The organism is Nostoc spongiaeforme FACHB-130 (assembly GCF_014698475.1).
In the GTDB taxonomy this organism is placed as follows: Bacteria; Cyanobacteriota; Cyanobacteriia; order Cyanobacteriales; family Nostocaceae; genus Nostoc_B; species Nostoc_B spongiaeforme.
Genome location: NZ_JACJTB010000001.1, coordinates 508,094 through 520,759, shown reverse-complemented (window position 1 = coordinate 520,759; position 12,666 = coordinate 508,094). Strand labels below are relative to the sequence as shown.

General features: G+C 40.1%; 9 protein-coding genes and 1 tRNA gene. 2 read left to right on the top strand and 8 right to left on the bottom strand.

All coding sequences use genetic code 11. The features are described 5' to 3' along the window. Positions 1-26: 26 nt before the first annotated feature. From H6G74_RS02040 to argF, 5 genes are all read right to left on the bottom strand, one after another. Entirely contained in the window at positions 27-2,099 is a 2,073-nt protein-coding gene (locus H6G74_RS02040) for an AAA family ATPase (RefSeq protein WP_190966059.1), read from the bottom strand. Then, positions 2,096-2,269, bottom strand: coding sequence for a hypothetical protein (locus H6G74_RS02035; RefSeq protein WP_190589295.1), 174 nt, complete (start codon positions 2,267-2,269; stop codon positions 2,096-2,098). The genes H6G74_RS02040 and H6G74_RS02035 overlap by 4 nt, the downstream gene beginning before the upstream one ends. 316 nt (positions 2,270-2,585) lie before the next feature. Further along, a complete protein-coding gene (locus tag H6G74_RS02030) occupies positions 2,586-4,061 on the bottom strand; it encodes a DNA phosphorothioation system restriction enzyme (protein ID WP_190966058.1) in 1,476 nt (491 codons plus the stop codon). A 105-nt stretch (positions 4,062-4,166) separates the two neighbouring features. Then, positions 4,167-4,772, bottom strand: coding sequence for a transcriptional repressor LexA (gene lexA, locus H6G74_RS02025; RefSeq protein ID WP_190966057.1), 606 nt, complete (start codon positions 4,770-4,772; stop codon positions 4,167-4,169). A 144-nt stretch (positions 4,773-4,916) separates the two neighbouring features. Beyond that, the gene (gene argF / locus H6G74_RS02020; RefSeq protein WP_190966056.1) at positions 4,917-5,837 is read right to left on the bottom strand and encodes an ornithine carbamoyltransferase; all 921 of its coding nucleotides are present in this window, start codon (positions 5,835-5,837) and stop codon (positions 4,917-4,919) included. A gap of 237 nt (positions 5,838-6,074) precedes the next feature. Here argF and H6G74_RS02015 point away from each other — a divergent pair. Further along, positions 6,075-6,146 (top strand) — tRNA-Thr (locus H6G74_RS02015). Positions 6,147-6,462: 316 nt separating this feature from the next. Further along, the gene (locus H6G74_RS02010; protein ID WP_190966055.1) at positions 6,463-6,936 is read left to right on the top strand and encodes a hypothetical protein; all 474 of its coding nucleotides are present in this window, start codon (positions 6,463-6,465) and stop codon (positions 6,934-6,936) included. A 224-nt stretch (positions 6,937-7,160) separates the two neighbouring features. On the opposite strand, the gene H6G74_RS02005 is transcribed toward H6G74_RS02010, so the two are convergent. The 3 genes from H6G74_RS02005 to H6G74_RS01995 form a co-directional block, all read right to left on the bottom strand. Continuing rightward, positions 7,161-8,462, bottom strand: a complete 1,302-nt coding sequence (locus H6G74_RS02005; RefSeq protein ID WP_190966054.1) for a hybrid sensor histidine kinase/response regulator — start codon at positions 8,460-8,462, stop codon at positions 7,161-7,163. Then, the gene (locus H6G74_RS02000; protein WP_190966109.1) at positions 8,459-11,254 is read right to left on the bottom strand and encodes a CHASE2 domain-containing protein; all 2,796 of its coding nucleotides are present in this window, start codon (positions 11,252-11,254) and stop codon (positions 8,459-8,461) included. Before H6G74_RS02000 ends, H6G74_RS02005 begins: the two co-directional genes overlap by 4 nt. 373 nt (positions 11,255-11,627) lie before the next feature. After that, the gene (locus H6G74_RS01995) at positions 11,628-12,617 is read right to left on the bottom strand and encodes a DUF928 domain-containing protein (protein WP_190966053.1); all 990 of its coding nucleotides are present in this window, start codon (positions 12,615-12,617) and stop codon (positions 11,628-11,630) included. Positions 12,618-12,666: the final 49 nt, after the last annotated feature.

Sequence of the window (12,666 nt, the reverse complement as noted above, 5' to 3'; positions counted from 1 at the left end):
TTTCTTTAAAATATCCTCTAACAAAATCACCAATTACGCTCAATCACCATCACCTCAGTATATTCAAACTCATTCGGGCTTTGCTTCACTAACGGATATCTTTCCTCACCCAACTCAATATAATCTTGCTCACAATCAGGTTTAGACGAATAGTAAGTCAACACATATTCCTGCCCAATTCTATTCACCATTTCTTGCTCTACTTCACCGCGCCATTGAGTTTTCGTCACTAAAATAATTAACTGATTTGCTAACTCAGGTAATGTTTGAGCAATGCGACGACGATAACTTTCATCTAAACTCCCAAATGGAGAATCCATCACAATGGGAAAAGTGCTGCTATTCGGTACAGTTAAAACTTTGCGCTTTTCACTCCATTCGCGGACTTTATCAATAATACTGGCAATAAAAGACAAACTGAGAATTTGGTTTTCTCCTGTAGATGCAGCAACAAGTGATTCGACTCCGGTGGTATTTTCTACTAAAGTGAGTTCATATTTATCACTAATTTTCGGGAGATAAGGCGCAAAAGATATTGATGTGAATATTTCCTGTAATCGCTGTTCTAACTGCAACCGAAACTGTTTTTCTTGCCGATTTCTGACTTCAGTTAATCTTTCAATCGCGTCTTGAGTGGCGTTGATACGTCTTTGGGCGAGTAATTGCTTTTCTTCATTGAGTTTCTGCTTGGCAATTTGTTTTACCAAAGCATCAATCTCAGTTTTTAAATGGGAAATTCGCTGTTGATTTGCACCTTGTTCTCGGTTTAATTCATCAATTTTACTTTCAATTTCATCTAAGCGTTTTTGTAAACTACTAATTTCTTCGTTCGCATCTTTACGCAACCGTTTTTGAATCGTATCTAATTCAAGTTCAATTTGCGATATGTTTTGGCGTAACTGATTAATTCTCGTTTGTTCTCTATCGACTTCTTCCCAAAATGTTACTGCTTGTTTGTCGATTTCATCGACTTGGGCGCTCATGCGAATTGCTGTTTCTTCTACAGCCGACGAACCAGCTTGATTTAACCAGAGGCTAACGTTAGTATGAGCATGATTACCGTTATATAATTCTGCGCCACAAATACAGCGTTTACCTTTGAGTAATTCGTTGATAAATTCTCGTGAAATGCCAGAAGTTAATTCGCCTTGTGCTTTCAAATCATTAAGTATTATCCGAAATTGGTTGGTCGTTTCTGATAGTAAAACTGTATAACCACGCGCCGAAATAATTTTCTTCAGAGCTTCTTTAGTTTGACGCAATAATTCTTGATTGGATGTTTTTTGATTTTCTAATTCTTGTCGTCTGTCTTGCAGTTCTTTAGCGGCGCTGAGTTCGAGTAAACGATTCCCGGTTTCTTTTTTAAAGTTTTGTTGATATTCTAACTCTTGCTTAATTTCTGTTTGTCTGGTATTAATTTGGGAAATTTCCTGTTCTAGCTTGTCTTGTTCTTTGAGAAGTTGTTTAATTTCCGAGTCACCGATGGCTTTTAGTTCATTTTCTAAACTTTTCTTGGCTTCACTCAGATGTTTGATAGAACGGTTAATTACCTCGACACCCAAGAAAATTTTGATAGCTTCAGCAATTTCGGCTTTTTTATCAGAACGGACTATTTCTTCAATACGTTCCCCATCAAAGAAAAAGTATTGATGTAAACTGGCGGGTAAAATCTGCCCAATGATTTCTTCTGGTTTTTGCAGGGGGAAATACCATCTACCATCATCCCCAGCTACTTGCATTAATAATTCTGTTTTGAGAGATTCCAAGTCAGTTTTATCTTTATATATGCGACACTGGCGTTTGGCGTTGTAGCGTTTACCTTCATGCTCCCAGTTAATTTCTACCCAACATTCTATCGATTGCCCAGTTTTAGCTTCTGCGATCGCTCTCTTATTCACCAACTGTTCTGTTGAAGCAAAGGCAGCACTAAACTTCTCATATAATACCCAGGTAAACGCATTCAGTAAACTGGTTTTTCCCGCTCCATTATTACCATGAATAATTGTGGTGTTGAGAATATCACCTCCAGCCAAAACTATCTCCGGTGTTCTGCCATAAAAAGAGCGAAAGTTACACAGTTTAATGGAAGTGAGCTTCATTGTACGGCTTCCTTGACAATTGCCAAAATATCATCGTTGATGGGGCTATTACTTTTTTTATCTAGCCTGCTTTTTTCTAGATTCCAGACTCGCTCAATAATCTGCCGCACTTCCGGCGAGGCGCTAGTAATTGGCTCTTGCACATCATCGATATTCTGCTCTGGCAACATCTCAGTTTCGTATGAGTTATGCTTTATTTTAGCCGGAGATGATTGATAATTTTACATCCGCAATCTGACTCTTACTCGCATCTTTAATTTAGGGTAATTATGGGGAGGAAAATTTTAAAACTTTTTGACAAAATTAAGATTAATTATGGTGAATTTACTGATATACTGAATTTAGGTTGAATATTGATTATAATAGAGTGTTTGTCGCTTTAAAAATTTTGCTTCTATCCCATTAGAATCAATATTAATTATTCCATAAAGCACCAGAATATTTACAGATAGCAAACAAAATTTTACAAAACTAACCGCAGGCGGATTAAACATCTAATAATCCATAGCGTTTTTGTAAATCTAACAATTTCATTCTTGCTTCCCCGGCGTTATCGGCTAAATCGGCAAATTCAACAAAGCGCCGCAGTTCTTTTCTTAATAAATTGCGTTCCACTTCTATGGTTTCCCTATCTAAATCTGGCGGCAGCACAATCATATCGTAAATAGTTGCCCGTTCCTTACTCGAATGTGGGCGTAAAACTCTGCCTCGACGCTGAATAAATTGGCGAGGATTTCCCGAACTTGATAAAATCACCGCAGTTTTAATTGCGGGAATATCAACTCCCTCATCTAAACAGCGAATGGCGACTAAACCTTGTAACTCACCATTTTCAAATTGACGGCGTAAAACTTCTCTTTCTGCTAAAGGCGTTTGGGCTGTATAGGTACTAACTTTATAACCTAAATCTCCTCCCAGAATTTTCACAACGGCTTTGAGTTGTTGGAGAGATGAACGTCCCGTTTCTAATGAACCATCACTACAATAAAAAAGTGTATGAGTAGTGTCGCGGCGTGTTGCCATTAATTGCCGTAATGCAGTTAATTTATTGGCGGCTGCACCAATTAATCTCGCCCGTTGCATTAATAAAGGCTTTAAATCTTCGTTGTCTTCAAAATTAGGGGAATTTTCAGTTTTGCGTTCTCGATAGAGTAAAGAACGGCCAATTTTTTTAGTTAACTTTAAATAGGCAATGCTTTCAATTTCCGTTAACTCTACCAAAATTGGATAATACAAATAATGTACCAAAGCGCCTTGTGCGATCGCATCCCGCAATGTAAACTCTGGTTGCAGTACTGGGCCGAAATAATCCAATAAAGATTGGGTACCGCTATCATCAAAATATCGTTCTGGTGTGGCAGATAAAGCCAACCGCAACCCCAACCGCCGTGGTAAACTTTCCTCTAACTTGGGTGCGCCTAAATTATGGGCTTCATCTCCAATAATTAAAGTTTTCGGCGGTAAATACTTGAGTTGCGATTGAAAACCTTCACCAATTAATGTCGAGTTGGTAGTAATGATGGTGATAAAGCCTTGAGAACCAGAACGCAAATTGTAAAGTTGCGTAGAAAGTTGACTTTGCCAACTGCGGACATTCTCAAAGGCTAATATCGGTTGTAAATTAAACTTTTCGCATTCTCGCGCCCATTGGGTAACGAGATGGCGATAGGGACACACCACCAACAGAACTTGTAAGTTAATTTGCTGGTACAATTCACAAGCGATCGCCAATGCAGTAATAGTTTTACCACTACCAGTCGCCATTTTTAAAGTCCCTCTGCCATTATTCGCAAACCAGTTAGTAACAGCTTGGCGCTGATACTGGCGCAATTGCAGAGATGACGGTATCTTCGGACATCCTGGTAGTGCTTGGTGATGGTACTTACCCCTATCTTCCCTAGCAAATGGTATTCTTAGCCGGAAAGTGGGTAGCTGCTGCACTGAATTTTGCGTCAGGTACATAAAAAATCAAAAACAAAGTTGGTGATGAACCCTAATACAAAGTCAAAAGTTAAAAGTAAAAAGTAAAAATTTTTTCTTTTGCCTTTTGACTTTTGACTTTTACCTTCAGTTATATCCACGCCAAACGCCGACAAGAGAACCTTGCACCTGTACCTGCATTGCCGAAACTTCAATCGGGCTATACTTTTGGTTAGCAGGTTGGAGAGTAACGCGATCGCCATTGCGGTAAAAACGTTTTAATGTATTACCGTAACCATCTACCCTTGCTGCAACAATTGTGCCATTTTTTAGCTGATCTGGTTCTAGGACTGGCCGCAAAAATACCACATCGCCATCAGCAATCAAATCTTCTATCATACTGTCGCCTGTCACCCGCAAAGCATAGGTTTGCGGCGGTAAAGCAAAGTTGCCAAAATCTAAATAATCGACAGCCTCAGTGTAAGGCTCAATTAAACCACCAGCCGCAATATTACCTAAAATTGGTACACCTTGCTTGGCTGGATGTAAAATCCGAATTGTGCGAGCCTTACCTTCAGTCCATTCAATGTAGCCTTTATTTCTTAAATGTTCTAAGCGACTTTGAATTGGTGCTGGCGATTTCAAATTCATCGCTTGCATCATTTGGCGAATTGAAGGAGAATGTTGGTGAGTTCGGATATATTCTGCCAACCATTCATATAATTCTTGTTGCGCTTCTGTTAGTCGTTCCATAATAATTATTGCCAGTAAATACAAATGTCCCTAGAACATTAGTACTACAAAAAATTCCAGATAACAAGGTGAAATAAAAAAATAAAAGGCAAAAGAAAGAAAAAGTTTAGTTCTTTTGCCTTTTATCTTTTTAATTGTTACTGTTCATTCAGCCCCCAAAATACTAGCGAGCAAGGCTTTTTGTGCGTGGAGACGATTTTCGGCCTGATCCCAAACTCGTGAGTGTGAACCTTCAATTACTTCTTCGGTAATTTCTTCACCGCGATGGGCTGGTAAGCAATGTAAAACAATGGCATCTTGATCAGCCAAACTCAGCAATTGTTCCGAAATTTGATAAGGTTGAAAAATTGGCATTCGGTCATCAGCTTCTTGTTCTTGACCCATACTTGCCCAAACATCAGTATAAAGTACAGAAGCATCCTTAGCGGCTAATTCTGGGTCATGAGTTAGCAGAACTTCAGTTTTACCAGATGCGATCGCCCTTGCTTGTTCTACAATTTTGGCATCAGGTTCAAATCCTTTGGGAGTAGCAACTCTGATATTCATCCCCGCCAAAGCACAACCCAACATCAAAGAATTCGCTACATTATTGCCATCACCAACATAAGTCAAAGTTAAACCAGCTAACTTCCCAAAACATTCTTGAATCGTCAACAAATCAGCCAATATCTGACAAGGATGTTCCGCATCAGTCAAAGCATTAATTACCGGAATTTTGGCATAGTTAGCGAAAATTTCTAAATCTTCCTGGGCAAAAGTCCGAATTGCCAAAACATCTAAATATCTATCTAACACCCGTGCTGTATCTTGGATCGGTTCGCCGCGACTCACTTGGGTAACATTAGGATGAAGATCAATTACCTGTCCACCCAATTGGTACATCGCCACCGTAAAACTCACCCGCGTGCGAGTTGAAGCTTTAGAAAACAACAAACCCAACACCTTATTACAGCGCAACTTTAGCTGTTGAGATTTCAATTGCCCAGCCAATTCCAGAATTTCTTGAAGTTCCGTTGGACTGAAGTCCGCCAGACTTAATATATCTCGCCCGATTAACACTGCCATGTTTTTGATCTGTAAAGAACAATTATCTATTTCTTTACCTAGCCGTGTCAAAAAAAATACAGTTAACCACTGTATTCAATCTTTTTGCGTCCAGCCCAGGATTTTGAGTTAGCTTTTGCTATGAATATTAATTTATCAACTTTATCGCCCCATCAAATCAAGGATTTTTTTGCTGCTTCCTCTAGACAATCATTAAGCTTGTGCTATAATTAAAAATCGGTGATGCTTAATCACAACGCCAGCATAGCACAGTGGTAGTGCATCCGACTTGTAATCGGAAGGTCGCAGGTTCAAATCCAGCTGCTGGCTTTTAAACAACCAACACTATTGTGAATAACTATGAGCTTATTAGTTAGGTTAATAAATTGCCTACCTTTTAGGAAAATATCAGATATTGCTAAACTAAAAACACATAACTTCTAAACAGTCAAGAGTTAAAAGCAATCCAGCAATATTCAGACGTTGATTGATAAGTTTTTTCTGATATTTCCAGTATTCTGACTACAATTTACATGCTACGCCAAAAAATACATAAAATAACTTGTTCAAGCAGCGATCGCTAGGGGAAAACTGAAAACAATACTGCAATGGCCAGGGTGAATTATCACCAACAGCCCCAAACAAAATGAAAATCCTACCCTACGATAGTTTTACAATTACAGTACCAGAACCATTACCCATAGTTGTGCAAAGACTAAGTGCCAACATTGAACCACCAAAGGCATTTAGATTCTCTAGACAACATACTCTGTATCAAGGAACCATTTCTGATGATGGTTTTCAAATCAGTCGAATTATTCACTATCGCAATTCGTTTTTACCAATGATTCGCGGACGATTTGAAGCGCAGCCTCGTCAAACCTTGGTGCATATCCAAATCAGCGTACATACTTTTGTGATGGCTTTTTTAGGCTTATGGCTATTCATTTGGTGTAATACAGTTAGTATCATCACCTTCATAGATGATACACCTCGTCTTGTAGCTGCATTATTTGTAGGTATGCCTATCGTGATAGTACTTGTCTTTTGGATAGCTTTTTGGTCAGAAGCAAATCGCAGCCGTGCTGAATTGACAAAAATTATTCAAGGACAAGTGTAAAGTACAACTTGGTGCGATTGCAGACATCCCAGTTGATTCCAGGGGATAGATATTTAGTTGGTTATGTGCGGGATCTAGCCAAATCTATGAACCCTCAGACTGTACATTATCTACATCAATGGGCAAGATGATCAAGATAAATTAATAACTGGGTTGAGATTCAGTACTTAATAAAAAAATATTTGCTTTGATTACCTGTTAATGAGTAATTGAAATTCCAAAAATCAAATTGGCAGAGTAATCACAAACTTTGTTCCTTGACCAGCAGTGGACAAGCAGTGGATATTTCCATGATGTTTATCCACAATAATTTGATAGCTGATAGCTAATCCTAGTCCAGTTCCTTTACCCACAGGTTTAGTTGTAAAAGATGGTTCAAAAATTCTCGCTTGCACTTCTGGCGGCATTCCTAAAGCATTATCTTCAATGCAAATTGAAACGGTTTCTTGCTGATTATCAACAGATGTAGTAATCGTGATGGTGTATTGACAAGGTGCTATCGCCTGTTTTGAAACGTTTTGATGTAAATCATCAAAAGCATCTATAGCATTAGCAATAATATTCATAAAAACTTGATTTAGTTGCCCAGGATAGCAAGTAATTGGGGGTAGTTCACTATATTGGGTGACAACTTCAATTTTAGAGCGATCGCCTTGGTCTTTGAGACGATGCTTTAATAGCATAATAGTACTATCAAGTCCTTCATGAATTTGAAACTCGACTTTAGAAGAAATATCAGCCCTAGCAAAAGTCCTTAAAGAAAGACTGATGTCTTTGAGACGCTCAATTCCCTGGTGCATTGATAACAGAAGTTTTGGTAAGTCCTCATATAAATACTCTAAGTCAATTTCTTCGATGAGTTCTTCCACTTCTGGATCTGGGTCTGGTAGCTTTTGCTGTTGCAAATCCACCAAACGAAACAAATCATTTACATATTGTTCAATATAAGAGCAGTTACCACTAATAAAACCAATTGGGTTATTAATCTCATGACCAATGCCTGCAACTAGTTGTCCTAAAGTAGACATTTTCTCACTTTGGATAAGTTGTAGTTGAGTTTGTTGTAATTGTTGTAGAGAATGAGTTAATTCGGCAGTACGTTCTTGTACCCGTTGTTCTAAAGTCCGTGTGAGATGGGAGATTTTGAGGTGTAGTTTCAGTCGGGCAATAACTTCTTCTTGCTGAAAAGGCTTAGTAATATAATCAACTGCGCCAATTTCCAGTCCTTTAACTTTATCTGTAGCATCAGATAAAGCCGTCATAAAAATCACCGGAATATTTTGGGTAATATTATTAGCTTTCAGTCTGCGGCAAGTTTCAAATCCATCCAGCCCCGGCATCATTACATCAAGGAGAATTAAATCAGGATGGGCGTATTCTGTTTGTTCAATTGCTGACTCACCATCTGTTGCCATCAGTGCTTTCCAACCACATCCCTTAATCGCTTCTGATAGCACCTTGAGATTATTTGGATTATCGTCCACCAATAAAATGTGCATTGGTTTAAAAACAGCTTCAGTAATCATTGATGTGACTCCGTGGTGACAAATGTTTTCAAGAACTTACGGATTTTTGTAGTTTGGAAATTGGCAGTGAGTTTACCTAATGTATTGGCAAAAGCAGTAAATTGACTATCTTGCTTGATTAATTCGGCAATTATGGCCTCGATCGCGGGAATATCTCCCATCATGGACAAATGATATAGTTGTTGCAAAATATCCTGAGATGGCAAAATCAGTTCATGATCATCTGTTGGCTCATTTTTACTAGGTAACTGCTTGGACTGTGATTCGGCATAAATCCAGTCCACATTGAGTAGCGATCGCAGTGCATTTAATAATTCATCAACTTGCAAAGGTTTGGGTAAAAATGCTGTTGCGCCAGCCTCTAAACTTCGTTGCTGATTTTCTTCAAAGACTCTAGCACTAGAGACAATAATCGGAATCAAACTTGTTTGGGGATTTTCTTGTAATTGCACCATTAACTCAAAGCCATCCATATTTGGCATAGCTAAATCCAGCACAATCATATCCGGTTGATGTTCATTTGCCACCTGTAGCCCTTGTTTACCATCAGTTGCTTCTAAAGTTCGACAGCCAATTTTTTGTAACAAACTACTCAACATCGAAAGGTGGTTGTGATCGTCATCAACAATCAAAATTTGTGGTACACGACCACGAATTCCAATGATTTTTTGATTGCTGGCATTCACAGTCAATGTATTCCAGTCATGGGAAACTGGTATTGGTACTGTGATGTCAAACCAAAATAGACTGCCCTCCCCCAAATTACTCTGCACTTGAATTTGACTACCCATCAATCCAGCAATTCTTTGACTGATGGCTAATCCTAAACCAGTACCTTCAGATTTCCTACCTGCTTCACCTACTTGTTCAAAAGCTAAAAAGATTTTCTCTAATTGGTCTGGTGACATCCCAATACCTGTATCTTCTATTTGGAAACGAATCTTCTGATAAGTGATTTCCGTATTTTCATTGCTCTTTTGTGACAAATCTTGCTCAATCACATCGATTTTTAATGTAACGCTACCGCTATCTGTGAATTTGATAGCATTGCCGAGTAAGTTAATCAAAATTTGTCGTAGCCGCTTTTCATCTACTTGAATTACAGTTGCCAAAGAATCATCAGTTACGATGTTAAATCGAATTCCTTTTTGTTCGGCTCGAATATTACAAATCTCTGTCACGCCATGTAAAAAAGTTGCTAAATGTACATTAGTTGCTACCAATTCTAATTTACGAGCTTCAATTTTCGAGAGATCGAGAATATCATTAATCAGCATCAGTAAATGGGAACCACATTGGTAGATAATGTTGACTCCTTCTCGATTTTTATCGGTCAAGTTTGGTGATAACTCTAGCACCTGGGCAAAACCCAAAATGCCATTTAATGGTGTGCGTAACTCATGACTCATGTTGGCTAAAAACTCGCTCTTGGCTTCGTTAGCCGCATCAGCCGCTTGTTTGGCTTCCAATAATTCACGAGTGCGTTCTTCAACTTTAAACTCAAGAGTTTTAGAATAATCTAAGAGTTGAGAATTGGCAATTTCTAGTTGTCGGTTGGCTTCTTCTAACTTTTGTTGTTTATAGGCATTGGTTGTGGCAATCACACTACTAATGAAGGCAGCTAACCCTGGTGTGACGGGAATCAACAACCCCTGTAAAAATATTCCATAGCCACCCACCAGAAAAGTACCACTGATGCCTACGGTTGCCCAGAGAATTTTGCCGCCGGGAATGTTGCGCTGGGTACGCCAACTTGCTAAACACCAGCTACCACCAGAACCAATTAAAGACCACAAAATAATCCAAAATGAAGTGGTATTGCCAGAAAAACCGTGTAAGTTGGCTTTACCTGTTTTTGCTCCTTGGACTATTTGATGGGCAATATTGGCATGAATCACAACTCCAGCTGTGGGTTTTTGAGCAGCAATCAAAGAGGAACTAAAGGGGGTGCTAAAGAAATCATTCGTACTGGAGGCCGTTGAGCCGATAAACACCATGCGATCGCGCATCAGATTGGCGGGGATAGTTCCTGCCAACACATCCCGCATCGCCACTGTATGAAACGCCGTTTCAGCACCATGCCATTTGAGCAGAATTTGATAACCACCCACATCAGTATCGGAATAACCTGCTTCTTGGTTTTGCAGAGGCAGATAAATTTGATTATTTAGGCGGAACTTCTGTTGCTCTGCATTTACTGGTTCTAAAGAAATTTTTTCTGCTTCCAGATACTTGAGCGCCACCATCGTTGCCAATCCCGCCTTAATTTTTCCCTCTTGTTTAGCATCAGCAGCTGTGAGTAAGGCACGCCGCACATGGCGATCGCCATCTAATACCAAATCTGCTAATCCAACTTGTTCCAGTTTTTGCAATTCTGGTGGAGGATTGACACGCTCCCCAGTGATTTTTTCCACTCCAATTAAATTAGGCGTGCTGCGAAAAACCTCTACCAGTTGCTCATATCCTTTGCCTTCTGGTAAATCTCGGTAGAGATCCAAGCCAATGGCGCGGGGTTTTTGCGATCGAATTTTTTGAAGTAATTGCGCTAATGACCAGTCGGGAATTGGCCATTTACCAACCGATTGAATATCACGCTCATCAATTGTGACAATCACAATTTCGTCAGCTATTGTATTTTGCGAATGTTGCCGCATCCATTCATCACGAAGTTTCCACTCCGGCAAATTAAAAAGTCCCAATGACTGCCCAACAATAACTGTAAGAGCGACACTGGGAGTAATAATAAAAACGCTACGTGAGCGTTGCATTAAACCTTGGAATTTACGCCACATAATTTCGCCGGAGGCACATAACATTGATTAGTATTCATCAGCCATGACTCTACTAACCTGGATTTCTCACAAGAGAGAAATCCAGGGGTGTGGGAAGGGTGGGAGGTGTGGGAGGTGTGGGAGGTGTGGGAGGATGGTGAAGAAATCTTTCCCCCCTCTCTTCCCACACTCCCCACACTCCCCTCTCTACCCATACGTGAGAAATTCGGGCTAACACTTGTCTGAGTAGAGGATAGGGAGCAAGGAGCGGGCAGCAAGAGGGAGAATAAAAATATTGACCAATTAATTCCCCCTGCAACCTTGCCTCCTGCCCCCTGTACCCCTGCTAGGTCTACACAGCATGTCGGGTTGGTGAACTACTAGTCCTCAGTCCCTAATTAGCTGATGCGACTAAGGGAGCAGTTGCAATATCCTTTAAGCTCACGGAAGAAAGAAGTTCTTGCCATTGCTTAACAATTGTGGGATTTTTGGGTTGGGCATTTTGTAGTGCAGCCATTGTTGCTACACAGTCATACCACACCCCGCTTTTTCCAAAGGCAACTGCCCGTTGGAGAGCATCTGACTGCTGCATTGCTGTTGTCAATTCAGCAGTCGGCTGAATACGTTCAATCCAACCATCAACATAAGGTGTACTGGGGCTAAGTGTTCCATCCACTTTCAGCGCCAAGAACCATTGATAGTTTTTACCTACAGCTAAAGCAGGTGCATCTGCTGGTAATTTGATGGCCATAACTCCAGTTTTCCCAGTCACTGGAATGGTCATTTGATATTGGGTATTACCAGCTTCATCCTTGAGGCTGAATACAGCTTCTTCGGCATTAGAAGCAGGAAGATAAACCAAAACTGTCGGGTGTTCAGAAGTTGTAGTGCCGTAGAAGTTTTCAGGTAGAAGGGCTATCAACGCTGCTGGCCCGGTTGCTGCTACAGTTCCAGGATTCAAGTAGTAAGTACCTAGACGAGAAGCTCCGCCGTATGCTTGTTGGGGGGCGCTGTTATCTTTTTTAGGAGTAAAGATATTGCCGCGAGAAGCTCCGCCGTATGCTTGTTGGGGGGCGCTGTTATCTTTTTTGGGAGTAAAGATATTGCCGCGAGAAGCTCCACCTGATGCTTGTTGAGGAGCATTGTTATCTTTTTTAGGGGTAAAGATATTGCCGCGAGAAGCTCCACCAGTTGCTTGTCTGGGCGCACTATTACCTTTATTTGGTACAAAGATACTGCCGCGGGAAGCCCCACCAGTAGAGTCTCTGGGTGCGGAATTTTTTACAGGTGGGGTAAATGTTACAGCATAGGCACTAGCCCATGTGCTGCTAGCAATGAGAGCGATAATGCTCAATGTGCTAGTTAGATATCGACGTTTTCTCATCTTTGATCTCATCCATTGATATAGTAATGGAAAATACATTGTATTTGGC

What these genes read in the sequence shown, in the direction of transcription:
- H6G74_RS02040 (WP_190966059.1), bottom strand. Translation starts at nt 2,099, where the DNA reads ATGAAGCTCACTTCCATTAAACTGTGTAACTTTCGCTCTTTTTATGGC.
- H6G74_RS02035 (WP_190589295.1), bottom strand. Translation starts at nt 2,269, where the DNA reads ATGTTGCCAGAGCAGAATATCGATGATGTGCAAGAGCCAATTACTAGC.
- H6G74_RS02030 (WP_190966058.1), bottom strand. Translation starts at nt 4,061, where the DNA reads ATGTACCTGACGCAAAATTCAGTGCAGCAGCTACCCACTTTCCGGCTA.
- lexA (WP_190966057.1), bottom strand. Translation starts at nt 4,772, where the DNA reads ATGGAACGACTAACAGAAGCGCAACAAGAATTATATGAATGGTTGGCA.
- argF (WP_190966056.1), bottom strand. Translation starts at nt 5,837, where the DNA reads ATGGCAGTGTTAATCGGGCGAGATATATTAAGTCTGGCGGACTTCAGT.
- H6G74_RS02010 (WP_190966055.1), top strand. Translation starts at nt 6,463, where the DNA reads ATGAAAATCCTACCCTACGATAGTTTTACAATTACAGTACCAGAACCA.
- H6G74_RS02005 (WP_190966054.1), bottom strand. Translation starts at nt 8,462, where the DNA reads ATGATTACTGAAGCTGTTTTTAAACCAATGCACATTTTATTGGTGGAC.
- H6G74_RS02000 (WP_190966109.1), bottom strand. Translation starts at nt 11,254, where the DNA reads ATGTGGCGTAAATTCCAAGGTTTAATGCAACGCTCACGTAGCGTTTTT.
- H6G74_RS01995 (WP_190966053.1), bottom strand. Translation starts at nt 12,617, where the DNA reads ATGAGAAAACGTCGATATCTAACTAGCACATTGAGCATTATCGCTCTC.